Genomic DNA, 26443 nt, shown 5'->3' on the forward strand with positions numbered 1-26443 from the left:
GTACAGGCCGTGCGCGCCCGCGCCGCTCATCGCCAGCGTGGCGAACTTCGGTAGGTGGGCGAGGTCCACCGCGATGAGGCCGCCGCGGCGCGGGATGGTCAGATCCGGCGGGTCGATCCGGTCGTCATCGGGCAGCGGCTCGGCGTCGCGCGGTCGTTTGATGTATCGGTCGCCGTCCGGGGTCGTCCAGTGTTCGGTCCGGTCGGCCGTCCGCCAGAATCTGGTGCCGTCGGGGTAGGTGATGTGCAGGGTGTCGTCCCGGCCGGTGACGTAGTACCGGGTTCCGTCGGGCTCGATGGTGTACGCCGAGCCGTCCGGGTACCAGCGGTGCTGGGTGCCGGTCGTCCGCGCGGCGTATTCGGTTCCGTCGGCTGCGATGCGGTGCTGGTTGCCGTGGGCGTCGGTGAGGGGGCGGTCGGATTCGGGGTCGAGGCGGTATTCGATGCCGTCCTCGGGTTCGGGGTAGGACTCGTTGTCGTCGTGCGGGTTCTCCAGCAGCAGCCGCACCGGTGCGCCATCCGCGTCGTGCTCGATCCCGAGCACCGCGTAGGCGTGGCCGCTCATCAGACCGCGCACGACGGTGATGTCCTCGCGATCCGGCCCGAACATGTGGGTGCCCATGATCACCGCGGTGCCGCGCCGCAGCGCGTATTCGATCCGATCCGCGATGGTCCGGGCGGCGGTTCCGGAATGGGCGAGCAGCGATCGTTCCTTGGCCTCACCGCCGTACACACCGTCGAGATACCGTGCCAGGGCGTCCTTTTCGGCATCCCACCGGTCGGGGAGGCGCTCGTCCAGGTACCGTCGGAAGTAGCCGGGCGAACCGAGGTCCGCGGTGGTATCCAGGGTGTGGGGGCTCGGCGGGGTCGAATCGGGGTGCTCCCGAGCCCAGTGCGCGGCCCAGTCGTCGTAGGTGTCACCGAGGGCGCGGGCGAACTCGGGGTCGGCCGCGGGGATCTCGTCGTTCGTCAGCCCGGTGGGCACCCGATCGCGCAGGACGAGACTGTTCACCAGCTCGTGCAGCGTGTCGGCGTCGAGTCGGAGGGGATGCAGGAAGTCGCGGTCATCGACGTTCCGGACGGGTTGCCGCCGACCCCCATCCGCTGCCTGATAGAAGCCCTTACCGAGGCGTTCGGCCGGCTCGGCGACCAGATTTCCCGCGAGGTCGAAGCCGTGGAAGCCGTTGCCGTCGTTGAATCGGAGCGCATAGGCCTTCTCGATCATGCTGGCCCACAGCGGTTCTCCCGGTTGATGGCCCGCGAAGACGCCGTTGCCGGTATCGGGTGAGACGTAGATCGATTTTTCGACGCGTACCCATTCGAGTTGGCCGCCGGTGGAGAAGCGGACGCTCGCGGTGCCGTCGCCGTGATCGTGCACGATCTCGCGGATCGCCTGCGGATTGCGGGCGGACAGCTGTTTGAGGTACGAGATCAGGAGGCAGTCGCCGGCATCGCCCTGGCGCGCATCCTGCGGTACGGGCCCGTGTTCCCCGAAGATCGGGTCGTGGTGCCGGGCGGCGAGTGCGGGCAGCGCCGGGAACAGGGCGGCGGGCGCCGTAACGCCGGCCCGTGCCCCGAATCCCGGGAGCTTCAGCCACCACGACGACGGCCCCCGGCGGGTCACCACGAGGGGGGAGCCGTACGGCACGCTCATCCGGGCCGTCCGGCCGAGGTCGTCGACTCCGAGGAATCGGACCTCGCCGTTCGACGTGCCCCAGCTCAGCAGGCCGTCGGGGTCGGTCCCGCGGGGCGGTTCGAAGGTGAACGTCCGGGAGTCGGTGAGCGCGACCGGGATACGAACGAGCGGCCTGCCCGGAATCCGGGCCTCATAGTACCGGTGTCCGTCCTCCTCGACCTCCCGCGCGCGCACCGGTTCGGACATGTTCGGCAGCCGGTGCACCCGGCCGTCGTGGTCCACCAGCAGCAGGGCGTTCATGTCGCCCCTACCCCGCGGAGGCCGCAGCTCGACCGGGACGCCGGGTGTCGGCAGCAGTGTCTCCTTCTGCTGCGCCGAGAGTCGTTCGCGGCCCTGGTCGTCGAGCAGGCGCTCGTCGTCGGGCAGTACCGGCGGTTCGAGGCCGGGGCGATCGAGGTGCGGTTGCGGGGTATCGGACGCACCGGAGGGCTCGAATCCCAGCTTCTCCAGCACGTCGTCGCCGAAATAGTTGTCGTCCCGCTCCGGTTCGAATGTCGGCGTGCCCGGCCGGGGCGTCGGAATCACGGTGGCGTGCAGGACGGTAACGCCGTCGGGTCCGCGCTCTACGCCGGTGACCGTGTATTGCGTGTCGCGGGCGAGCTGGAGCTCGTTCCGCAGCGGGTCCGCGCCGTGCCTGCCGAGGTAGGCGCCGCGCGTGCCGGGCGGCAACGTCAGCTCCAGGCGGTACGGGGCATCGCTGCGCGCATCGTGCACGCGAGGGCCGAGGGAGGTGGGCAGGTAGCCTCGGTCTTTCCGGACGGCGCCGATCAGATCCTCGGGTTCTCCGGCGCCGAGGAACGAAATATCGTCCAGGGCGCCGACGACGCGAATCGGCTCGGTCAGCGGCAGCTCACGACGGGTCGCCTGATCGAGCCGAGTGATGTACCGCCGCACCGTTTCCGGGGTGACGTCCTGGTCGAAGTGCTCGGAGAACAGCGATTTCAGGTCGAGATACGCCCAGGCGTCGGATGCGATCCGGTCCCACCGGTCCGCGGGGGATTCGTCCGACAGAATCACCTGCAGCGCTTGCCTTTCCCGCTCCTCGTCGTCGGTGTGGTGATCTTGGCCGTCGAGTTCGTCTCGCCGGGAGGCCATGGCGGCCAGGTTGCCGAAGTGGTCGGACACCGCCTCGTGGATCTCCTCGCTGCGGGCGTACTCGTCGATCCGGGCGGCGAGGTCCTCGTCCGACGAGGTGCCCCGGAGGAGGTTGGTGATCAGCGGCGCTTGCGAATTCGTCCGCAGCGCGGCGCGCACCGCCGAGGGCAGCCTGTCCCAGAAGTCCAGTGTCCGGGCGCCGAAGCGGCCGCCCGCGATATCGGTGGGGAACCGGCGCACGCCGTCCTCGACGGAGCTTTCGTTCGCCGGGTCGTGGATCGGAGCCGGGTGTGCCGGGGCGGGGAGCAAGGACGATGCAGGGTCCGTGTGCCGCTCCACGATGCCGCGTAGCACCGTGACCCCCTCGTCGGGGTCGTATTCGACCTCGGTGATCCGGTACGGCGTATCGCGCGGCAGCAGCAGTTCCTGCTGGGTCGGCGCGTAGCCGTCGAGGCCGACGTACAGGCCGCGCGTGCCCCGGGGCACCGTCAGTTCCAGGCGATACTTCGCGTCGGAGGCGAAGTTGATCGCTCCGGCGCTGACCGAGGTGGACAGGAAGCCGGGCTCTCGCTGCGGGACACCGATCAGCAGCCGGGGGTCCTGGTCCCGCAGCGGGGTGCCGTTCTGGTCGACGGCCAGGAAGTCGACGTCGTCGAGGCCGCGCACGACGCGAATCGGGTGGTCCAGTGGTAGCGCGCGGTCGGTCGCCCGATCCAGCAGCGCCAGCTGCCGCCGCAGGACATCCGGCCCGAACTCCTCGTCGAAGTGCTCGTGGTAGGCATCGTCGTAGAGGCGATAGCGGGTGGCCTCGGCTTGGATCCGCTCCCATGCGGCCGCGGGCCGGGGGTCGGACAGGACCGCGTCCAGGGCTCGCATCTCCTGCGCCTGACGGGATGTGAGCTGATCTCTGGTTTGCAGACGTGCTTGCCTGCGACGCAGCGCGGCAAGACTCGGCGGGGTGTCGCGCCGGCCGGTCAGCAGATCCCTCGTCTCGGCGCTCTCGCGCAGCCCGGCGATCCAGCGGGTGATCTCCGCGTCCGACATGTTCCGGCGCGGCAGGTTGTTGACCACAGCGGTGTGCTCGTACGCGTGCACGGCGGAGCGCTCGTCGGCCGGCACGTCGGGCCAGACACGCAGCATGTGATGGCCGAATTGGGAACCGGCGGCATCGGATTCGAACACGATGACACCGTCGCTGCCGACCTCCCACTCGGGCTGTTCGTCTTCCTGCGAGCCGGCGTCGCTGCCGAACGGGTCGTATTCGGCCTCCGGGAGGAGGAAAGTGTCGCCGGCCGCGCCGGGATGTCGCGCCGGCCGGAACGGATGGGAGGGATCGTCCTGCTCCTCGGACAGGTACGGATCGTCATCGGATTCGTATTCCGGCTCGGGCAGGTGGGCGGGGTCGTGTCCGAGCCGTTCCAGCAGGTCGCCGCCGAACGCGTCCTCGTTCTCGGGATCGGAGTCCAGCCGGAACGGGTCGTCCGCATCCGCCGGGTGCTGCAGGTTCGTGTCCGGTCCCAGGGCGATGCGCGGCCAGGTGCTGGCGGCCTCGGGGGATACCGGCGACGGCTCCACGACGGCGTGCAGGACGGTGATGCCGTCGGGCATCTCCTCGACGCCGGTGATCCGGTAGTGCGTGTCGCGCGCCAGCAGGAGCTCCTGCTGACTCGGGAAGACGCCGTCGTCGCCGATGTAGGCGCCCCGAGCGCCGGGCGGCACGACCAGCTCCAGGCGGTACGACTCGGCGGCGCCGGTGCGGATCGAGGTGGACAGGAATCCGGGATCGCGCTGGGGGACATTGACGATGCCGCCGTGCTCATCGGTGGCGAGGAAGTCGATATCGTTCAGCCCGCGGATCACCCGGATCGGCTCGGTCAGCGGCAGCGGCCGGCTGGTCGCGTGGTCCAGCAGGGCGATGTGATGGCGGACGGCGCTCGGATCGAAGGGCCGGTCGAAGTATTCGCTATACCTCTCGGCGAGTTCGTTGTAGTTCTCGGCGTCCTCCTCGATCTGCTCCCACCGGGCCGCGGGCCGGGGGTCGTGCAGCACCGTCTCGAGCGCCCGCAGCTCCCTGTCCTCGCGGGCGGTGCGGGAGTCGTTGGCGAGCAGCGCATTTCGCCGGTCGGGCATCGTGGACAGATCGCGGACGCTACCGTACGGGCCTTCCAGCGCCCGCATGATGTCGCTGCTCTCGCGCAGCCGATCGATCCAGTCGGCGAGTTCGGTGTCCGACATTCCCTGCCGCAGTACGGTATTGACCTGTGACACCTCCTCGTAGGCGTGCAGTGCGGCGCGGACCTCGTCCGTCAGGTGGGGCCAGAGGTGCAGGCGGGTGCGGGCGAAGGCGGCGCCCGCCTCGTCGCTGTGGAAGCGGCGAATGCCGTCGGCGGCGATGTGGCCCAGCGGGTGGGCCGGGTCGGTAGCGGGGTCTCCGGGATGCGGGGCGGAATAGGCCGGACGGCCCTGCGGGGTGTAGAGGACGGCGTGAGCGCCGGAGAGCTCTCGTTGTGGCCGGGGCGGGAATTGGTGTTCGACATCGAGTCCCCGGTCGACGACGGTGAGGGTGCCGTGGTCGTTGACCAGCAGGTAGGCGTGGGCGCCGACGCCGTTCCGGTCGACGGTGGCGTAATCGTCGACGACCAGGGCGATGTGGCCGTGGCCCAGCGCCAGGAGCTGCCGGGCGATGTCGGCGTGGTCGGCGAACGGTCGTAACCAGGCGCCGGCGGCGTGCTCGAGTTGTTCGCGGGTGATTCCAGCGAGATAGGCCTGGCCGATGATCCGGCGGACGATGGGACTGTTTGTGCGCCTGAGGAGTTCGTCGATGGTGCGGGGACCGCAGTCGTAGCGCTGCGAGGCGGCCGCTGGGTCGTGGGACGGTTCGGCTGTCGGGTGCGGCGTGGCGTTCGCCTGGTCGTGGGACGGTTCGGCCGTGAGGTGCGATGTGTCGTCCGTCCGGGGTGACGATGGCGCGCTGCCGTCGGACAGGGCGACGGCGGTTCCGTCCGGGCGGGTGAGGGTGACGGCGAGAACCGGTGTGCCGCTCCGCGGTTGGATGCTCGGCAGGGGGAAGTCGGCGCGACCCGCGGGGGCGGTCCGAATCTCGTTCCCGGCGGGCTGGGTCCGTCGTGGCTGTTCCAGGTCGTCGAGCTCCGAATCCGACCGTGGGCGTTTGCGCGAATCATCTTGGGGCGCCGCGATTTCCGGTGCACTGCCGTCGGCGATCCGGATGGCCATGGCGGTCGTCCGGCCGCGGGCCAGGAGTCCCTGCGGAACGAACGGGGAACCGGCGGTACCGGATTCGGGTTCGGGGACATCGTCGCCTGCCTCCGAGTCGGGGTGGTCGTCGTCCAGCCAGTCGTTCCAGTCGTCGTCGCTGTCGTACGGGTCGCGTTCAGCAGAGGCCAGGACGTCGTCGGGGAGTGTCGTATGCGTGGTCGATCTCGAGTCGAGTGTGTCCAGAATCGACGGCAGGTTCTGGGCGAAGGCCGAATGCAGTTCGCCATTCGCCGCCATGGCCAGGAGATCCGCGCGGGTCACCCAGCGTGCCTCCTGCGTCTCGTCCCCGTCCAGGACCGGGTCGAATCGGGCGGGGGCGTCGGCGGTCAGATTGGTGTACCTCCAGCCCCGGGGTCCCTCCACGACGTGAGTGCCGGCCAAGACGAGACTGCCGAGGTAGTCCTGTGCCGCCCCCAGTTCCTCGATGGTTTCCCGCGCTGCCCCCTGTGCCGGTGTTTCGTTCGAGTGCAGTGCCCCGCCGGGTAGTTGCCAGTTTCCCTGGGAGTAGCCGGGTGCGGACTTGGCGATCAGGAAATGCTCGTCCCCGTGCTCGTCGATATTTCTGATGAGTACGCCGGCCGCGCCGTAGCGGCCCCAGAAGCCGCGGGCGAGGAAACCGTCGCCGGACACGCCGGGGTGCTGCGCGAGCGTGAACGGGCGGGAGGCGTCGTCCTGGCCGGAGTCGGACGCGAGGCGGACGGGCGACGCCGATTCCGTGACAGCGGTGGCGGGAAGCTCCGAGCCGCCGGTCTCGTCGCGGACCGGGTCGGGTGCGGCCGATCTCGGCCGCGAGCCGCCGCTGGGCGCGTTGCCGGTCGTCGAGGGGGCGGGCGGTTGCGTGCCACGGTGCGCGCCGAGCGTGGGGGTCGCCGCGGTGGCGGTGGGTTCCGGTCCGAACAGGCCGTGTGCGCCCGGGCCGCTCATCCCGACGGTCGTGAATTTCGACAGGTGGGCGAGGTCGACCGCGACGATGCCGCCGCGCGACGGAACGGGGGCCCACAGGTCGAGGGGCTCCGCGAGCCGAGTCGGTTCTCCGCCCGGCCGCTGGCCGTAGGAGACGTAGGAGTCGCCCTCCTTGACCGTCTTGTACTCGGCACCGTCCGGCGTTATCTGCATCCTGGTGCCGTCCGGGTACGCCCGGTACTCCATGCCCTCCGAGTCCCAGAAGTACCGTATTCCCTTGGGGGACAGGCCATACACGGGGCGGCGGCCCCGCGTGCCGGGCGGCTTCGGATCTCTGCGGTACTGCGTGCCGTGCTCGTCGGTGTGGTACGTGGCGCCGTCCTCGGCCACGAGATATTTGCCCGTCCGGTCGGGGACGAGCCTGCCCGCGGGCGGCATCAGCCGGTATTCGATGCCGTCGCCCGGTTCGGGGTATTCCTCGTGGGTGTCCCACGGGTTTTCCAGCAGCAGCCGCTCCGGCGCGCCCGTCTCGGCGTTGTACTCGACCCCGAGGACGGCATAGGAGTGGTTGTCGATCAACCCCGGCACGCTGTTCACGTCCGGGAGGCGGGCGCTCACGAGCAGTACGGTGGTGTCCCGTCGCAGGGCGTAGTCGATCTGCTTCGCGAACGTCCGGGCCGCGATCCGATACCGATCGGGCAGCAGGCGATCCTCGGCGGGCCCGCGGTGTACTTCGTCGTAATAGTCTGCGAGAGCCTTCTTCTCGTCCGGCCATTCCCCCGGATACCGGTCGTTCAGGTAGTCGCGGAAAGCCCGGGGCAGGTTCTGCTGCTCGTCGGCGAGGAACGTGCGCCACTCGGCGTCCCTGGTGGCCGTGTCGTTCCCGTGGAGGGTGATGAGTCGCTGCCACGTCGGTGTGTACCGCTGCCTGAGCGTGTCCTCCCAGTGGGTCAGTGTGTCGGCGAAGCGATGCGAGAACGCGATATCGGCCCGCCGGCCGTCGGGCAGCGCGGTGCTCACCAGGCCGTGCAGGGTGTCCGCGTCGAACCGGAGCGGGTTCAGCGGATCCGCGGAGTCGACACTGCGGACGGGTTGTTGTATCGAACCCGGGGCGGCCTGGTGGAAGCCCTTGCCGAGGAGCCCGGCCGTCTTGCCGGCGTCGTCTCCGCCGGTGATGCCGCGGTAGCCGTTCGCCCCGCCGAACCGGACGGTGTATGCCTTGTCCAGCATGGCGGCCCAGAGAGGCTCTCCGGGGGAGTGGCCGATGAAATAGCCCTGCTCGGTGCCCGGTGCGACGTGGATGCTCTTCTCGACGCGGGTCCATTCGGGCACGCCGGCGACGGTGAAGCGGACACTGACGGTGCCGTCGCCGTGATCATGCATCGCCTCGACGATCGAGTTCGGATCGTTCTCGGCGCGATGCTTCATCGCGGAGACCAGGGCGCAGCTGTCCGATGCGCCCTGACGAGCCTCCTGCGGTCTGGGCCGCGGCCTGCCCTGTTTGTCCAGCCCGAACAGCGGCGTGTCATGCAGGGTGACGAGCGGCGGCAGCTCCGGCACGATGTCATGAGGGGCGTTGACCTCGAGCCATTCCGGCCTGTTGGTGAGTTTGATCCACCGCCGCGGCGAGTCACCCTCGCGCATGACGAACTCGGTTCCGTGCGGTACCTGGAACAGGCCCTCCTGGCCCGCGTCGTCGCGGGCGGCGAATCGGACCGCGCCGCCCCGGACGTTCCAGCGCAGCGTGCCGGGGCCGCCGTCGGCGCCCGGCCGGTACTTGAAGCCTCTCGTCAGCGCGACGGGGAGCGTGGCGGTGGTGCCGTCCGGATGCTCGATCACGTAGTGCCGCGGGGTGGTGGTCCCCGCGTCCGACGCGTCGACGCGTGTCGCCGTTACGCTCCCCGAGGCGGGCAGGCGGTGCACCGTGCCCGAGCCGTCGACCATGATCAGGCCGTCGCCGCCGGTCATCGTGATCGGGACGCCCGGCGTCGGCAGCAGCCTCTTCTTGTCCTCGGGGCTGAGGTTCTCCAGCCGCTCCTGGTCGGACAGGACCGGGCGCGCGAGGTCTGGGTGGTCGTAGCGGGTCCGGGTGAGATCCGGGTGGCCGGGGTCGCTGGGGAGTTCCCACTCCAGTTTTCGCAGGAGATCGGCGCCGAAGTAAGAGTCGCCGTCGACGGGTTCGTGCGCCGAGGTACCGCCGGTATCGGCCTGCGTGGAGTGGGTGGCGGGCGGTTCGGCCTGGATGAATTGCCGGGCCTGCGATTCCGCGGGGTCCGGATCGCCGAGGGCGAAGCGCACACCGGTGCCACGAATATTGATCGAGCTGAACTTGTTCAGATGCTCGATATCGACATCCAGTTCGGCGCCGTCGCCATAGGTGATGCCGTCGATCGGGTCCAGCACTCTCGAGTTTTCCCGATACGTGTTTTCGAGTTGCAGCATGATGCTGCCGTTGGGCTCGGATCGTACGCCGCGCACCGAATATCCGTGGCCCCCCACGATTCCCGGGTATTTGGTCTGATTGTCCCAGGAGTTCCCGGAATCGGGTGTGCTCAGGGTGATCGTGTCACCGCGTCCGAGGGTGAACCGGAGGAAGTCGGCGATATGGCGAACGGTGACGTCGCTCGTCAGCGGTTCCTCGGTGTCGTAGACTTCGTACAGGTGGTTGCGCAGGGCGGCGATTTCGTCCGACCAGTGGTTCAGCTCCGCATCGTCCAGGTGGTACTCCAGGAATTCCTGAAAGCTGTCGGAGTGGAGTTCCGTATCTCCGTAGTGCCATTCATCGTGCCATTCGTCCTGCAGTCCGGCGAGCCGTTTCGCGAATGTGAACGTGTCCGGCGTCGTATTCTCGTCCAGTTGCTCGGAGATCAGCTCGTGCAGCGTATCGATATCGAACCGCATCGGATGCAGGAATGTCATGATTTCAACGCTGCGCGTGGGCTGGTGTATCGAGTCGAAGCTTCCCGCCTCGTACGGCGGCAACAGTTCCGTCATGATGATCGACGGGTTACCGCCCACGATATTCTGGAAGTCACCGCCCTTCCACGACGCATACGCCTTCTCGATGAGCGCCGGCCACAGCGCATGCTGATCGTCGTGTACCGCATAGATCATCGCGCCGTTGTCGTCGGCATGGAATTCCGGGGTGACTCGCACCCATGTCGGAATGCCGCCCGGTGCGAAGAATCGCACGGCGAAAGTTCCGTCCGGATATTCCTTGATCATGCTCCGGATGGCCTCGGGATTCCGGCTCGCGATATTCTTCAGCGGCGCTACCAGGTAGCAGTCTCCGATGCTGCCCTGCGCCGCATCCCGCGCCACCGGCCCGCCGTCGCGGTACAGGGCGCCGGTCGAGGTCTGTATCGTCCGCCCCGGTTCTCGCAGCGGTCGCGGCATGGGGCGTACCGGTACGGAATCGGGATCGATGGGCGCGTCGAACGGCCGGGCCGAAATCGTTGCTGCTGGACCGGTCTCGAATCGCACAATCGAATAGGCCTTGTGCAGCAGTGCGGGCCACAGCGGCTTGCCGTTCGAGGGGAAGTGCAGCGGGCTGCGGTCGGTCCGTACCCAGCGCGGCATGCCGTCGACGAAGAATCGGATCCCGACGGTGCCGTCGGGGTAGGCGTGGAACATGTCCGCCAGCGCCTGCGGGTCCTGCTCGGCGATGTCACCGAGATTGCGCAGCAGCCCGGGGCGATCCGGCCAGATATCGCCGTGCACATCGGCCCGGCGTGGGGTCGGCCGCGAGTCCGTCTCTGTGAACAGCGGATCCGCGGATATCGGCACTGCCGATTCCGAGGGGCCGTCCATGCCCAGCGCGTGCACGGCGTCCGGTGGAAGCACGACGAGTGAGCCCTGATGCTCGACCTTCAGCCCGCCCGCGGTCGGCCTGCTCGGTACGAGGGTGCCGGGTCCCCACCCCACGACCGATCCCTGGCCGGTCGTGAACAGCAGCCGCCCGGTTCCCCCGTGCTGCGGGCTCTGTTTCGGCGTGCCCGCCCATCCGCCGTCGGGATGCGCGGACCAATCGAACATCTCGCGCAGCCCGGCGGCCATCGTAAATACCTCGGCGGGGTTCGAATCCAGCCAGATCGGAATGTCAGAATCGCCGGACAGGGGCGATCCACCCGTTCGCACCCTCGCCGTGGGCCCGATCACCACTGCCCGGCCATCCGCGGCGATCACCACGGTGTGCTGTGCCGTCCCGATCGTGCTGAGCCCATGGACCGCCGGGTTGTCCGGGACCGCCGAGGAGAACCACCTGCGCCCGCTGTACGGATCCTGCTGCGCATCCCGGGGCCCGGGCTCGTCCTGGAACAGCCAGTGCAACTCGTTGTCGGTGTACTCGGAGCCGGTGAAGTATCCGGGACCTGGGCCGTGGTCTTCGGTGGGGCCGAAGTCGGAGTCGACGTCCATGGGCTCGAATGCCGGTACTGTGCGAGGGGATTCCTCGTCGCTCTCGGAGACGGTGTCGTCCTCGAGCGGCAGGTTCAGGTGCACCTCATCGGGATCAATATCTCTGAGGATGAACTGGTTCTGCACCTCGTTATAGAAGTCGTCGAATGTGCCGTGACGGTGCATGCTGAGCGCCGTGGCGATCGCGGAGGCCCGAGAGGTGCCGAAGCTACCTTCCAGTGCTTCGGCGGCGAAGCCGACACCGGCCAGCTCCTGTTCGGACCCCGTCGGCGCGTCCCACAGGAACATATCGAGGTGACCGGCCTGGAATTCCCGCAACCAGGCGAGCACCCGATACACCGCGTCCATATCGCTGACGTAGGCCACGACGTTGTCCACCCGCCGCTCCCCCGGGCCGAACGCCTTCACCTCGCCGACCCCCGGGAACCGGTCGGGGTCGTCGAGAACCTCGCGCACGAGGTGGGCGAGCACCCGAGACCGCGCGTTGCCGGCCGCATTCACGTAAATCTTGAATCCGCCGTCCTCGGGGCGGGCATTCTCCCGAGCGAAATGTACGACCGGGATGTCTTCGGGCGCCCAGTTGCCGGCGTTGTCCGGCGTGAGAACCCCGACCTCCTCCATGTCGGCCTGCCGCGCGGAGCCGGGCGCGCGGTGCGCGAGGATCTGCACCACCTCATCCCTGAAGGTGCGAGCGTCGGGCCGCTCACCCGCTCCCCGGTCCAGGTATGCGTTGTAGATGTGATTCACGTTCGGGAACGACTCGCGGCGGTCCCAGATGCCGTGCACGAAGGCATCCATGTTCTCCCGCGCCACCGTCGGGGGCGACATCCCGTTCTCCAGATAGGAGTGTGTCCGCAACGTCTGCAGGTCATCGAACGACAGGTCCGGCCACTCCGGCTGTAGCGCGTGATACAGCTGTTCCAGTCTGAGCGGCTGGTCGAAAATGTCCTCGAATTCCTCGGCAGCGCGCGACACCACCGAATCCGTTCGGTCCGTCGCGGGCGGTGCGGGCGGCCGCGCGGGCGCAAACACCGCGCGGTCATATTCCTCCAGTGGCTCGTGCGATGTTGCCGGATTCGTCTCGGTGTTCGTCGGGTGCCCGAGGGGGGACTGTTCCGGGTGGTGGCCGTCGGCGTCGTGTGGTTGCGGCGCCCCGGATGGATCCGTGATGACGAAGGTGGGGATGTCCGGCTCTGCGTTCCTTGTAGGGGTCGAGCCGATGCGTGCGGTGCCGATGAGCTGGGTGCCGACGGTGTCGTAGCCGGGGACGATTTCGGCCTGGCCTTGTGGGTTGTACATGGCGGCGGTGATGCCGGCGAGGTTATGGGGGGTGTGGGATTCGAGGGGGTATTCCCGGTCGCTCGAGGGATCCCAGACCGAAATGTCTTCGCCGTTGGTATTTTTCAGATAGAGGGCGTGTGCGCCGATACCGTGCCGGTTGGTCGCGCCCGTGTACTTCTCGACGACCACGGCCTTCGCTCCGGCGCCGAGCCGACGGAGTTGCTGGGCGATGGCTGCGTGGTCGGGGAAGGTCTGCAGCGTTCCCGCCGAGCGCGTCTGGAAGTCCACGGCGTCCATGCCGTGCAGGCCGACCGGCTCCGTGGGCGGGGCGATGTCGTGGTTGTCGGGGGACTCGTCGGCGAGGCGTTGCAGGACCTGCTGGGCGCAGTCGTTGCGGGCCTGCTCGACGGTGACGGGGTGGGTGTTGCCGATTGCAGCGCCGAAGAGCGTGTCCAGGTCCACGGGTGTGTGGCCGGTATGCGGCGGGGTGGCCTCGGATGTCTGGCTGCCGTCGGTTCTGGGAGGAGGCGTGGCGGGCTGGTGGGCGGCGGACTCGTGCGCCGGTGGGGCGTTGGCGGCGTAGTCGTGTGCCCGGCGGGAGTTGACGAGTTGCTGTTCGACGGCGGCCTTCTGCCAAGGGGTGGCGTACTTGCGGAGGTCGCCCACGGCGTGGTCGAGGTCGTTCCGAGTGTGTTCGAGGGTGGCCTCGCTGTCCGCGGTCGGTTCGGTCTCGTGCGCCTCGGTGGCCCGCGTGTGGGCGGTCGCGGCGTCTTGGTAGCGGGTGACCAGGACCTTGACGCGGGGAGTCGGGGCGCTCGATCGGTAGTCCTCGGGGGAGATGTAGTGCACGGCCTCGCCGGGGGTGCCGCCGTTTTCCCGGCCGCGCGCGAGGTCGCCGCTGCGGGCGGCGCGGGTCTCGACCTGATGGTTCACGCGGGCCGAATAGGCCGGGCCGCCACTGATTTTCACCTTCAGGCCGCCCGTGACCTTCACGTTGCCGTCCTCGTCGACGACTTCCTTGAAGGCCTCCTTGACCGGGGTGATGTCCACGCCGCGGCTCATCACCTTGTTCCCGAGGGTGATCTTCCCCAGCTGGCCGCCCGCGGCGATGATCTCCTGGAGCCGGTCGTAGGCGGCGCGTTTGCTGCCGAACGAGTCCATCCACGCGGCGTCGATCGCCTCGAAGTGGACATCGACCCTGCGGGCGGCGGCCTCGTCCTTCAACGCGGACGCGAGGCGGGCGACATCGGCGTTATCCATGGCCACCCCCAGCTGTGGCAGACCCTTCTGCTCGAGTTCGCCGGTGTCCTCGTTCCTCACGAACGCGGTATCCAGGATGTCCCTGGCCATCTGGGTGAATTTGCTGGATTTATCGGCGAAGTGCTGGTCCGGGCGCCGATCCAGTTGTGAGGTGAAGAACCGCTCCACCCGAGCGATGGGGCCGGTGCCGTATTCGTCGTGCATGACGTCCTCGACGCCGCGCGGAGTCTCCTCGGTGGGAGTGAGCAGGGTGCCCGAGGTGCCGCGGATCTCGAAGTGCCCGCCGGAGAACAACTGTTTACCGGTGATGCTGATCGAGTATTCCGGGTCGGCGGTGATGTTGCTGCCGTCGCCGGAGCCGTGTTTGACCTCCAGGTATTTGGCGAACCCGTTCCAGCGGCTGGAGGATTGTTTCTCCGGGTCGTCCATGAGCTGGTCGTTGGTGGCCGAGGAGATGATTTTGATTTTCCCCTCGTCATTGACGTGATAGTCGGTGTCCTGGCTGGGTCCCCACTCGGCCTGGGCGGCGTGCGCGTATTCCTCGACCTCGTGGTCGGTGAGCGGGCGCCCGAGCAGGGTTTCGAGTTTGCCGCGCCCGGCATCGGTCAGGCGGGAGTTGAACATTCCGGGGATATCGGGGTTCTTCCCGAAATCGGCCGCCTCCAGCGCCCCTTCGTCCTTGGCGCGCTGGAAGTTTCCCCAGAGGTCCTTGGTGTTCGCCACGAATTCCGGGCTCGCGGCGTCGGCCTTGCCGGGGGAGAGCACGTAGTGGGTCTGCTCGTCGATCAGCTGGGCGTCGATCTCGTCGACGGTCAGTTTCCCGCCCGGGAACGGTTCGTAGCGGTCCTTCAGGCCGCGGGCCTGCGCGGCGTCGTCGAGAAGGGTCTTGTAGGCGGGGAAGTCCGGGGCGGACTCGAGGCTCGTCTGCAGGGACTTCAGGTCGTCGCCGGCCAGCCCGGCGTCCTTCAGCTTGTCGATCATGGCCTGGGCTTCCTTGACCGCGCGGAATCCGTAGTCCTGGGCGGTGCCCACCACGATCAGGGATTCGCCGTCGGTGCGGTGCGGGAACGGCTCATCCGAATCCAGGTGGTAGACCTTCAGATTCAGGGTGCGCTCGCCGACCAGCTTCAGGAACTCGTGCTGCATGTGATCCACCAGGGGATCACTGGAGGTCATCACGTGCGCCAGGCCGTCGTCCAGGGCGATACGCACCGAGCGCAGGATGACCAGCATCTCCTTGCCCTCGCCGGTATCGACCTCGACCGGGGCGTGCTCCATCAACAGGTCCGCCATGTCCTGGGTGAACCGCTTCACCTTCCCGGACACTCGGCGTGACAGCTCGTTGAGCGCGGCGTTCTTCTCGTTGTCCGTCCCGTGCTTGATCGTGTGTTCCAGCTCGGTGTCGGTGAGCTTGGTCAACGGCCCCGACTTGTCCGACGGCTTACCCGATCCGGCCCGCAGCTCGTAATACTCCTGCCGCGCATCCGCCGCCGCGCGGGCGGCCTGGACCCGCTCCTGCGCGACCGCCTTGAAGGTCTCCGCCCGGTCCAGCTCCCCGCGCTGGTACGCCTCCCACCGCTCGCCGCCCGCCGAGCGCGACGCGGTCAGCAGCTTGGTCAGGGCGTCGTCGACGGTCTTCGTATGCTCGGCGACCGCCTGATCGTGTGCGGCCTGCGCGGCGGGCACGTCGTGGTCGCGGGCCTCGTGCAACGCCCGCTCGGCGGACTCGACGCGTTGCCGGGAGGAGGTGATCCGGTCGGTCTGTGCCTGACGCTCTTGCGCGGCACGGGTTTCCGCCTCCACGACCCGCCTGCGCGTCCGTTTGAGCCCTTCCTCACGAGCCTGCGCGACCTCGTGCTCATGCGCGGCCGCCGCCGGGACGTCGCGTGGCGCGGTGACATCGTGTTTGCCGGATTCGGGCCGGGTGGTGCGGGATTCGATACCCGCCTGCGGCTTGTCCGAGGCCGATGCCCGCGCCGCCGGAGTATCGGCCGGTTCGCGGTCGCCGGGTGCGCGCCGGTCCGCGGTGATCCGGGATGCTGGATCACCGGATTTGCCTGTGCCCGTGTCGATTCGGGCGTCACCGCGACGCACCTCGCCGGTCGGCTTTCCGTCGGCGCCCAGCGGTGTGGAGGGCTCGTAAATTTGATCGCTTCCGGTGCGGCGCAACGGATTACTGCCCTCGATGCCGAGCGGGCGGGGACCGGGAGCGTCCACGGAATCGGGGTCGCGGCCCATCGGGGTCGTCTTGCTCTCGGGGGTAGCCGAGAGGGACGGGTCGCGCCCCTGGATATTTTCGGTCTCGGCGACCGGGCGCAACGGGCTGCCTCCGGCGGTATCGGTCCCGGAGGTGCCCAGGTCCTTATCGCCGTACTCGCTGCCGGTGTCGCTGTATTCGGTATCGGTATCGCTGTACTGGCTGCGGGCGTCGTCGTTGTCCCAGATGCTGTGGGTGTCCGAGATGCTGTCGCTGTCACTGTCGCTGCGGTAGTCGCCGACCGGGGAGTCCGGGCGGGACGGGATGTCGCGGGTCGTCGTGGGAAGCGGGCTACTGCCGGTGGCGGGGGCGGTGTGATCGGTGTCGGTGCGCAGCGGGTCGAGGTGGCCGGTGGATCCGTCCGCGACGGTCGAGGTCGCCGAGTAGCGGCGCGGTGGCTGGACCGGCCTGGTCGTCGCGGGTTCGGCGTGGGACGACAGTGTTTGCGCGGCTGCGGGTTTCGAGGATTCACGGGCCGTGCCGGAGGTGCGCTCGGGCGCGGTCCGGCCGGTGTGCTGCGCGACCGGATTGCGTTCGAGGGAGGTCCGGCCGTCCCCGCCCGCCGAGGCGGACCGTGCGGCCCTGTTCCCGTTCGTGGCGGTGCGCTGCTCACTCGGCGTGGGCTTCGGCCGCGCGGTCGAGGACCCGGTGCTCGTGCGGGGTGTGCCGTTGCCGGTCGAGGGGGCGTTGCGGGTGCTGCCGTTGCGGGAGCCGGAGGAGCCCGCGGCCACGTAGCGGGTGGACCCGATGTTCCCGACGGGTGTCGGGGTGGTTCGCCGGGCTCCAGGATTCGATCCCGCGCCCGTATCGCCCCGCGAGGTTGCCGTGGTCGAGGCGCCGATGACCGGCTCGTTGCCGCCGGCCGATTCGTCGGGGCGGGCGTTCGTGACCTCGAGGGGCTCGCCCGCGAAGCGTTCGGCTCGCACGTTCGCGTTCGTGGCGCTCGGCGTGTCCGGGGTGTAGCGGGAGCCGGGGTCGGTCTTACCCGTCTTGTCCGTGGAACCGTCGCCGTAGGCGGGTGGGCGTTCGTCGGTGTAGGCGGGGAGTTGTTCGCCGTGTTCGTCCAGTCCGTGCAGGCCGAAGTTGCCCTGGACATGACCCAGCACCCCGTGCACGCCACCGACTAGACCACCACCGACCCCACCCAGCAGCGAGACCGGATCGAATTCCCACTGCCCGGTCAGGATCCCGTTGGTCAGGCTCCCGGCCCCCGCACCCACCATCCCGGCCGGGATACCCGAACCGACCGCGACGAGACCCGCCTTCCACCAGGTCATGCCCTTATCGCCCGCGACCAGCTTGCCCAGATACTGCCCGCCCAAATGCCCGACCGGGGTCGCGACCCCCGCCGACACCGCGCCGACCGCGCCGGAGACCAGCATCTGCTTGAGGTTGAACGAATGCTCGTGCCCCTGCGCCAGTTCGATGCCCTGGGCCAGCGCATCTGAGGCCATCCCGATGCCGCCCTGCTTGAGCGCCTCGATCGCGGCCAGCTTCCACAACGGCTTCTCGGCCACCTTCGCCGCTTGCGCGGCCAGCTTCTCGGCCAGCGTGCGCGCGATGATCCGCATGAGGCCCGCACCCTCGGCCTCGATCACCCCCACCGCCCACGCCCCCCACACCGTGGCCAGCGCGTACGCGATCTCCGCGGCCATGATCGCGAGCATGATGATGATCTGCAGCTTGGCGTACTCGGTCTGGGTGCCGCAGTCGTAGACCGATTCCTCGATCTGCTGCAGGCCCTTGACCATGTTCTCGATCGAGTTGTCCCCGGTAAAGAACCCGTCGAACTGGGTCTTCATCTGATCAGCGCCGCCACCGGAATAATTCGCCAGCGCGGTATCGCACGCGGCATGCAACTGCGGGATGATGTTCTCGAGATCGGTCGCCGCGACGCCCCACACCTTGCTCAGATCGAAGAGCTTGTCCTCATCACCCTTCGGCCACGACGAACCCGCCAGGTAGGACAACCACTGCAACCCTGGGGGGATCTCGAGACTCATCGATCGGTGCTTCTCAGCGCGGGATCCGTTGTGCCATCAGGATTCAACGGTGAACGGAAAGCAACTGCGGAGACGAGACGGCGGTCGAGCGAAGACGCCCGTCGATCGCCCGGCGCGACTCGGTGCGGCCGACGCCGGTTTCATCGTTGTTCACGTCGAGTTCTCCTGATGCTCAACACAATCTGGTTCGGCCGCACCGCCACACCACTCTATGGGGAGACTTTACTCTGCAATACCTCTTGACATGCCCATCGGGCCGCGGCGGGACGGACATCGGCGGCCGGCCATCGACCGGCAACGCTTCCGGCGCAGCGGGTCTCCTGCACTCCAACCGACCTGCCACAGTGTATTTCACACCCGATGTGTCACATGCCCGTTCGTGCGCGGGAGCGTGACTGTTATCGGCGTGGACAGTATTTTGTGATCGGAAACATGGGGCGCAACCAGGAGGCGGTATGCGATTGCATCTGCGGGGAGTGGTTCTTCCGGGCAACGACGTGCGCGATCTGTGGGTGCACGACGGCCTGATCTCCGTCGAGCCCGTTCGAGACGCCGAAACCCTATGCGACACAGGCTGGATCGTGCCCGGCCTGGTCGATGCGCACTGCCACGTCGGCCTGCGTTACGGCGGCGGCGACGAGGACCGCGCGGGCGCGATCGCCCAGGCCGAGACCGAGCGCGACGCCGGCGCGCTGCTGCTCCGCGACGCGGGCTCGCCCATCGACACCCACTTCATCGACGATCACGAAGATCTGCCGAGGATCATCCGCGCCGGTCGGCATATCGCCCGGCCCAAGCGCTACATCCGGGAACTGGGCATCGAACTCGACGACGAGCGCGACCTGCCGGAGATCGTCGCCGAACAGGCGCGCTTCGGCGACGGCTGGGTCAAGATCGTCGGCGATTGGATCGACCGCTCCGTCGGCGACCTGCGCCCGCTGTGGAGCGATGCGATCCTGAAGGAGGCGATCGACGCCGCCCACCGCGAGGGCGCCCGGGTTACCGCCCACGTCTTCGGTGAGGACGCGCTGCCCGGACTGATCGGCGCCGGCATCGACTGCCTCGAGCACGGCACCGGCCTGACCGACGACACCATCGAGATGATGGCCCGCCAGGGCACCGCCCTGGTGCCGACCCTGGTCAATATCGCCACCTTCCCCGAAATCGCCGACAGCGCAACCAAATTCCCCGTCTATGCCGCGCACATGCGCGATCTGCACCGCCGCGTGCGCGACACCGTCGCCAACGCCCATGCCGCGGGGGTGCCGATATATACGGGTACCGACGCGGGCGGTTCGATCAGGCACGGCCGCATCGCCGAGGAGATCGACGCGTTGGCCGGCGCGGGCCTGTCCCGGCACGAGGCGCTGGGTGCGTCGTCGTGGAATGCCCGCGAGTGGCTAGGGCGTCCGGGGATCGAACACGGGGCCTCGGCGGATTTCGTGGTGTATGAGGCGGACCCGCGGATTGGTCCGGAAGCGCTGTCCGCCCCCGCCTATGTCGTCCTTCGAGGGCGGGTGTACCCCCGCCGCGATCCGGTCACAGCGCATCGGTGACGTCTGCACGGCGTGCCCGTGAGCCTGGTCGACGAGGCGTCGAATTACTGGAAATTCCAGAAACCGGCGGGTCTGCCACGCCGCGCCGATGCTGATTTTCTGGCTGCGACCTGCTGCGATGTAGTAGGTCAACTGTTGTGCGAACAGGTACTGCTCTACCTACCCACCTGATGTCCGTTGGGAGACGACGATGACCGCCGAGGTTGCGACGATCCACCCGCTGGGGCCCACGACAGTGGACGACTGGCTGGCGATGGACCACCCAGACGATGGATCGCGACTCGAGTTGATTCTGGGGTACCTGCATACGACGCCTCCACCCGGCGGTTCGCATCAGAAGGTGACGTTTCGGCTTGCGCGTCTGTTGGATGATGCGATCGAGGTGGCCGGTCGTGTCGACCTCGAGGTCTTGCCTGGGGTGGGTGTGCGGCTGAGTACGCCTTTCCGAACGGGCGTGATACCGGACATCTCGATTGTCGACACCGATGCCGAGCACACCAGTTTCTCCGCGAACAACCTGCTGCTTGCCGTGGAGGTCTGGTCTCCGGGCAATACTCGCGAGGAGCGGGACACCAAAATCGCGGCCTATGCGGGTGCGCAGGTTCGTTATTTGTGGATCGTAGAGTTGCCGAAGAAGGGCGGGGTGCGATTCTGGGGCTACGAACTGGACGGGGGCGGATACAGCCAGCGGGTCTACGCGGATGCGGGTGAAGTGATCACCGCCCCAGGCCCAGCGCCGGTCAAGGTCTCTACGGCCCAACTGCGCTGATCGCGGCCCGATTTCTGGGCGCTGAGCCCCGTCTGGCACAATGAACAACCGTCCTCGTCGAGGACAAGTGCAGCCCGTCTCCGGTTACGTACCGCGCGGCGGTCACACACTCAACGCGAAACCGGGCCCGCAAGCCGTGCGGGTCGCTGAATTGCGCCGTGACCATTCGGTCGGCCCAGGCCGACCCATCCGAAAGGCAAGCCCATGGCTGTCAAGATCAAGCTCACGCGGCTCGGCAAGATCCGCAACCCCCAGTACCGCATCGTCGTCGCCGATGCGCGCACCCGCCGCGACGGCCGCGCCATCGAGAATGTCGGCAAGTACCACCCGAAGGAAGAGCCCTCGCTGATCGAGGTGGACTCCGAGCGCGTGCAGTACTGGCTGAGCGTCGGCGCGCAGCCCACCGAGCCCGTCCAGCGCCTGCTGGAGATCACCGGTGACTGGCAGAAGTTCAAGGGCCTGCCGGGCGCCGAGGGCACCCTCAAGACCAAGGCCGCCAAGCCGTCCAAGCTGGACCTGTTCAACGCCGCCCTGGCCGCGGCCGACAACGCGCCGGTCGCCGAGGCCGTGACCCCGAAGAAGAAGGCCGCCAAGAAGGAGGAGGCCGCCGAGGCCGCCACCGAGACCGAGGCTGCTGAATAATATGTCTGCCGTCGTCGCCGATGCTGTCGAACATCTGGTTCGCGGCATCGTCGCCAATCCCGACGACGTCCGCGTCGAGCTGATCACCAGCCGTCGCGGCCGCACCGTCGAGGTGCATGTGCACCCGGACGATCTGGGCAAGGTGATCGGGCGGGGCGGCCGTACCGCGACCGCGCTGCGCACCCTCGTGTCCGGGATCGGCGGCCGGGGCATTCGGGTCGACGTCGTCGACACCGATCAGTAGATGGAACTGGTTGTCGGGCGGGTCGCCAAGTCGCACGGAGTGCGCGGCGAACTCGTCGTGGAGATCCGCACCGACGAGCCCGAATTGCGCTTCGCCGAGGGTGCGGTCCTGCGTGGCCGCATGCCGCGCGCGAAGTCGGTTCAGGAATACACCGTCGAGTCGGTCCGGGAGCACTCGGGCCGGCTCCTCGTGCATCTGCGCGGCGTCGCCGGACGGTCCGCGGCGGATGCGTTGCGCGGCATGGTCTTTCTGGTCGACACCGATGATCTGCCGCCGTCGCAGGATCCCGACGAGTTCTACGACCATGAGCTCGAGGGACTCTCGGTGCAGCTGGCCGACGGCACCGTGGTCGGTACCGTCGCGGAGGTCTTGCATTCGGCTGCGGGAGAACTGCTTTCGGTGACCGCCGAGGATGCCGCGGGCAAGCAGCGGGAGATCCTGATTCCCTTCGTCAACGCGATCGTTCCCACCGTATCGATCGCCGAGGGCCTGATCGTCATCGATCCGCCCGAGGGCCTGCTGGACCCGGAAGGGTTGCCGGACAAGGAGTGAGCGATGAGCGACGGATTCGCCGAACCACGTGACGCGGCGCCGGGTCACGAGGCGGCGGGCGAGTCCGGGGCGGCATCCTCGACCGAATCCGCACCCGGGCCGCTGCGCCTGGACGTAATCACGATCTTCCCCGAGTACCTGGAGCCCCTGCGGACGGCGCTATTGGGCAAGGCCATCGACAAGGGCCTGGTCGAGGTGGGAGTCCACGATCTGCGTCGCTGGACCCACGACGTGCACAAGGCCGTGGATGATTCCCCCTACGGCGGCGGCCCGGGGATGGTCATGAAGCCCACCGTGTGGGGTGACGCGCTCGACGAGGTCTGCCCCGACGACGCCCTCCTGGTGGTGCCCACCCCCGCCGGAGTCCCGTTCACGCAGGCCACCGCCCAGAGATGGTCCGGTGAGCGGCATCTCGTCTTCGCCTGCGGTCGTTACGAGGGCATCGATCAAAGAGTCTTCGATGATGCCTCGCGCCGGGTGCGGGTCGAGGAGGTCAGCATCGGCGACTACGTGCTGATCGGCGGCGAGGCCGCGGTACTGGTGATGGCCGAGGCCGTGGTCCGCCTGCGCCCGGGCGTCCTGGGCAATCGGCAGTCCCACGAACAGGATTCGTTCTCCGACGGGCTGCTCGAGGGGCCGAGTTATACCCGTCCGGTCAGCTGGCGCGGGCTGGACGTTCCGGAGATCCTGCTGTCGGGCAACCACGCCAAGATCGATGCCTGGCGTCGCGAGCAGTCACTGGCCCGCACCCGGGAGCGCCGCCCCGACCTGCTCCCGCCCGAGTAGGTACCCACGGCCCGCCCTCGGATATAGCGGCGGTATTCCGGTGTGCCGCAATGCCGTCGTGTGATCGCGGTGGACTCTGTGCGCCGCGATATCCCGCGCGACGAATCAACCAGGCAGTCCGACAAGTTGGGCACTCTCGTGCCAGAGCAAGTCCTGGCGAGCGTCGTCGGTGGTATGCGGCGCCGTGCGAACCTCCTTGCGGCGCACGAAGAATCGTCCCGTAACGCCCTCGAGTTCGGCGGCCGTCGCCAGCCACACGGGGGTGTCCGCGCCCGCGTCCGGACCGGGCAGGAACGGATTGACCCATTGCGTCCATCCGAATACACGAAACAGACCTTTCGCGGAGTCCCGGGCGAGTCCGGTGTTGCGGATGATGCCCGGATGCGCCCCGTTGACCGTGACGCCGCAGCCCGCCAACCGGCGCGCCAGGCTGTAGACGAACATCGCGTTCATATTCTTGGTGCGGCCATAGGCCACGAACGGGCGGAAGCTGGGTGGGACGCCGTGCGGATGTTCGTTCGCAAACCCCAGATCGTCCAGGCGCACCGGTACGCGGCGTAGTGCGGTGGGTGATGCGCCGACGACCACCAGGCGCGCGGATCGCCCAGCCGCCGCGAGGGATTCGCCGAGCAGCCGCAACAGCAAGTAGGGCGCCAGGTGGTTGGTGGCCAGCGTGCGCTGGATGCCCTCGGCGGTGTGGTCCCGCAGGTCCGCAACCACGGCCGCATTGCTGATCACCGCGTCGATCTCGGCCTGGTTCGGCAGCTGGTCGTCCGAGTCGATCGAACTGGCCGCCGACGGAAAGGCGCGCGCCGATCCGGCCGACCTCGTCGACGACCTGCTGGGGTATCTGCGCGCCGCGATTCGGCGCGCGTAGTCGCGTCGGGCAATTGCGCTGGGGGAGCGTGGATTTCGCAACCGGAACGGCGTGCGATGGGCGGAAAGGGGTGCGGCCGCGCGGCGCGGCGGCGCGGCACCCTGGTTTGCTGTCGGAGGGCGACGGTAGTGTCTGCGGGCGTGACGACAGCCTCCGAACCCGTCAGCACCAAAACGGCCAGCGCCGAGACCGGCAGCGCCGCGCCCGCGGCTCCGGCAGGAACAGCGACGGTCCACCTAGCCAGCGTCGGCCGCCGCCTCGCCACCGAGCTCAACGTGCGCGACGAACAGGTACGCGCCGCGGTCGAACTGCTCGACGGCGGGTCCACCGTTCCGTTCATCGCCCGGTACCGCAAGGAGGTCACCGGCGGCCTGGACGACGCGCAGCTGCGCCAGCTGGAGGAGCGGCTGCACTACCTGCGCGAGCTCGACGAGCGCCGGGCCTCGATCCTGGAATCCGTTCGAGGCCAGGGCAAGCTGGACGCCGCGCTGGAGCAGCAGATCATGCTGGCCGAGACCAAGGCCCGCCTCGAGGACATCTACCTGCCCTACAAGCCGAAGCGGCGCACCAAGGCCCAGATCGCGCGCGAGGCCGGGCACGAGCCGGTCGCCGACGCGCTGATCGGCGACCCGACCACCGATCCGGCGCAGTACACCGCCGACCAGCTCGAGGGTGCCCGCGCGATCTTGGTGGAGCGCTTCGCCGAGGACGCCGATCTCGTGGGCGAGCTGCGTGAGCTGATGTGGAATCGCGGGCAGGTCAGCTCGCGGGTGCGCGCCGGCAAGGAAGAGGCCGGGGCGAAGTTCGCCGACTACTTCGAGTTCAGCGAGCCGTTCGACAAGCTGCCCTCGCACCGCATCCTGGCCCTGCTGCGCGGGGAGAAGGAGGAGGTGCTGACCCTGCACCTCGAGTCCGACGCGGAAGAACTCGCCGAGGGCGAGCGCACGATCTACGAGGGCCGGATCGCGCTGAAGTTCGTCATCGCCGATCAGGGCCGCGCCGCCGACACTTGGCTGCTGGACACCGTGCGCTGGGCGTGGCGGACCAAGCTGCAGGTCAGCCTCGGCATCGATATCCGGATGCGGCTGCGGCAGTCCGCCGAGAAGGACGCGGTCGACGTGTTCGCCACCAATCTGCGCGATCTGCTGCTGGCCGCGCCCGCGGGCACGCGCGCCACGATGGGCCTGGATCCCGGATACCGCACCGGGGTCAAGGTGGCGGTGGTGGACAGCACGGGCAAGGCCGTGGCCACCGAGGTCATCTACCCGCACAAGCCGCAGGGGCAGACCGAGAAGTCCCTGGCCGTGCTCGCCGCGCTGGTCGCCCGGTTCAACGTGGAGCTGATCGCCATCGGTAACGGCACCGCCTCGCGGGAGACCGACGCCCTGGCCACGGAGCTGATTTCCCGGATCCCGGAGAACAAGCCCACCAAGATCGTGGTGTCCGAGGCCGGGGCCTCGGTGTACTCCGCCTCCGCGTACGCCTCGCAGGAACTACCCGACATGGACGTCTCGTTGCGGGGCGCCGTCTCCATCGCGCGACGTCTGCAGGATCCGCTCGCCGAGCTGGTGAAGATCGACCCCAAGTCCATCGGCGTCGGCCAGTACCAGCACGACGTCTCGGAGACACTGCTGGCCCGGTCGCTGGGCGCGGTCGTCGAGGACGCGGTGAACGCGGTCGGCGTCGATGTCAACACCGCCTCGGTACCGCTGCTCTCGCGGGTGTCGGGCATCGCGGCGTCGGTGGCGGAATCCATTGTGGCGCATCGCGATCAGAACGGTCCGTTCGGCAGTCGCAGCGCCCTGCTGAAGGTGCCGCGGCTGGGTCCCAAGGCCTTCGAGCAGTGTGCGGGCTTCCTGCGCATCCGCGGCGGGGACGACCCGCTGGACACCTCGGCGGTGCATCCGGAGTCCTATCCGGTGGTGCGCCGGATGCTCGAGTCCACCGGTCGCGGTGTGGCCGAACTCATCGGCAACACCGCGGTGCTGCGCTCGCTGCGCCCCGCGGATTTCACCGACGAGCGTTTCGGAGTCCCCACCGTCACCGACATCATTTCCGAGCTGGAGAAGCCGGGCCGAGACCCGCGCCCGGAGTTCAAGACCGCCGAGTTCGCCGCGGGTATCGAGAAGGTTGCCGACCTGCAGCCCGGCATGGTGCTCGAGGGCGTGGTCACCAATGTGGCCGCCTTCGGCGCCTTCGTCGACATCGGCGTCCATCAGGATGGGCTGGTGCACGTGTCGGCCATGTCGCACAATTTCGTCAAGGACCCGCGCGAGGTCGTCAAGTCCGGCGACGTGGTGAAGGTCAAGGTACTCGAGGTCGACGTGGCCCGGCAGCGCATCGGACTGTCGTTGCGGCTGGACGATGAGCCCGGCAAACCGGACAAGGGCGATTCGCGCCCGCGGCAGCAGGGCCAGCGCGGCGGCGGCAACCCGCGCCAGCAGGGGCAGGGCGGTCAGGGGCGCGGAGGCCAGGGCCGCGGCGGGCAGGGTGGCCGCGGAGGCCAAGGCGGCCAGGGCGGCCAGGGCGGCCAGGGCGGCCAGGGCGGCCAGGGCGGCCAGGGCGGCCAGGGCGGCCAGGGCGGCCAGGGCGGCCAGGGCGGCCAGGGCCGCAGTGGGCAGGATCGCAACTCGCAGCGCCGCAATGCCCCCGAGCCCACCGGTTCGATGGCCGACGCGTTGCGCCGGGCCGGATTCGGGAAGTAGCCAGCCGGATTCGGTCGTAACGATGGAATCCGGGTGGCGGATCGTGACATTCGCGCCGGATGAGGTTTGCGCGCTGACGTGCGGGGCAGAAGCGCTGTTCGGCGGCGCCCTGCTTCTGCTCGATGC

Annotated in this window: 11 protein-coding genes (1 of these 11 running past the window's edge); 9 read left to right on the forward strand and 2 right to left on the reverse strand. The window is 68.6% G+C overall.

All coding sequences use genetic code 11. The annotated features are described in order from the left end of the window. On the reverse strand, positions 1-18186 hold the 5' portion of the coding sequence (locus tag KO481_RS20245; protein ID WP_215918737.1) for an ADP-ribosyltransferase. Its footprint begins 18162 nt before the window's first position; 18186 of the gene's 36348 nt are visible here — the first part of the coding sequence; it begins with the start codon at positions 18184-18186; its stop codon lies off the left edge, out of view. A gap of 455 nt (positions 18187-18641) precedes the next feature. Here KO481_RS20245 and KO481_RS20250 point away from each other — a divergent pair, with 455 nt between their 5' ends. From KO481_RS20250 to trmD, 7 genes are all read left to right on the forward strand, one after another. Beyond that, positions 18642-19742, forward strand: coding sequence for an amidohydrolase family protein (locus KO481_RS20250; RefSeq protein WP_215918738.1), 1101 nt, complete (start codon positions 18642-18644; stop codon positions 19740-19742). An 18-nt stretch (positions 19743-19760) separates the two neighbouring features. Then, positions 19761-19913 carry a hypothetical protein gene (locus KO481_RS20255; RefSeq protein WP_215918739.1) on the forward strand — a complete coding sequence of 51 codons (153 nt, stop codon included), beginning with the start codon at positions 19761-19763 and terminating at the stop codon, positions 19911-19913. A 19-nt stretch (positions 19914-19932) separates the two neighbouring features. Next, entirely contained in the window at positions 19933-20511 is a 579-nt protein-coding gene (locus KO481_RS20260; RefSeq protein ID WP_215918740.1) for a Uma2 family endonuclease, read from the forward strand. Positions 20512-20715: 204 nt separating this feature from the next. Continuing rightward, positions 20716-21153, forward strand: coding sequence for a 30S ribosomal protein S16 (gene rpsP, locus KO481_RS20265; protein WP_215918741.1), 438 nt, complete (start codon positions 20716-20718; stop codon positions 21151-21153). A 1-nt stretch (position 21154) separates the two neighbouring features. Next, entirely contained in the window at positions 21155-21397 is a 243-nt protein-coding gene (locus tag KO481_RS20270; protein WP_067669576.1) for an RNA-binding protein, read from the forward strand. Next, positions 21398-21949, forward strand: coding sequence for a ribosome maturation factor RimM (gene rimM / locus KO481_RS20275; RefSeq protein WP_215918742.1), 552 nt, complete (start codon positions 21398-21400; stop codon positions 21947-21949). A 102-nt stretch (positions 21950-22051) separates the two neighbouring features. Continuing rightward, positions 22052-22735: a tRNA (guanosine(37)-N1)-methyltransferase TrmD gene (trmD, locus tag KO481_RS20280; protein ID WP_215918943.1), complete on the forward strand. Its 684-nt coding sequence runs from the start codon at positions 22052-22054 to the stop codon at positions 22733-22735. A gap of 105 nt (positions 22736-22840) precedes the next feature. Here the strand turns inward: trmD and KO481_RS20285 are convergent, their stop codons facing one another. Beyond that, positions 22841-23473, reverse strand: a complete 633-nt coding sequence (locus tag KO481_RS20285; RefSeq protein ID WP_215918743.1) for a Rossmann-fold NAD(P)-binding domain-containing protein — start codon at positions 23471-23473, stop codon at positions 22841-22843. On the opposite strand from KO481_RS20285, the gene KO481_RS20290 reads away from it, so the two are divergent. Together KO481_RS20290 and KO481_RS20295 are read left to right on the forward strand one after the other, a co-directional pair. Next, positions 23463-23612 (forward strand): hypothetical protein, encoded by a 150-nt coding sequence (locus tag KO481_RS20290; protein ID WP_215918744.1) that lies wholly within the window; start codon positions 23463-23465, stop codon positions 23610-23612. The two genes, KO481_RS20285 and KO481_RS20290, sit on opposite strands and share 11 nt — an antisense overlap. A gap of 140 nt (positions 23613-23752) precedes the next feature. Further along, a complete protein-coding gene (locus KO481_RS20295) occupies positions 23753-26317 on the forward strand; it encodes a Tex family protein (RefSeq protein WP_308166703.1) in 2565 nt (854 codons plus the stop codon). Positions 26318-26443: the final 126 nt, after the last annotated feature.

It is taken from the genome of Nocardia albiluteola (assembly GCF_018860155.1).
Taxonomy (GTDB): domain Bacteria; phylum Actinomycetota; class Actinomycetes; order Mycobacteriales; family Mycobacteriaceae; genus Nocardia; species Nocardia albiluteola.

Coding starts and splice junctions, on each gene's coding strand:
- KO481_RS20250 (WP_215918738.1), top strand. CDS start 18,642: ATGCGATTGCATCTGCGGGGAGTGGTTCTTCCGGGCAACGACGTGCGC.
- KO481_RS20260 (WP_215918740.1), top strand. CDS start 19,933: ATGACCGCCGAGGTTGCGACGATCCACCCGCTGGGGCCCACGACAGTG.
- rpsP (WP_215918741.1), top strand. CDS start 20,716: ATGGCTGTCAAGATCAAGCTCACGCGGCTCGGCAAGATCCGCAACCCC.
- KO481_RS20270 (WP_067669576.1), top strand. CDS start 21,155: ATGTCTGCCGTCGTCGCCGATGCTGTCGAACATCTGGTTCGCGGCATC.
- rimM (WP_215918742.1), top strand. CDS start 21,398: ATGGAACTGGTTGTCGGGCGGGTCGCCAAGTCGCACGGAGTGCGCGGC.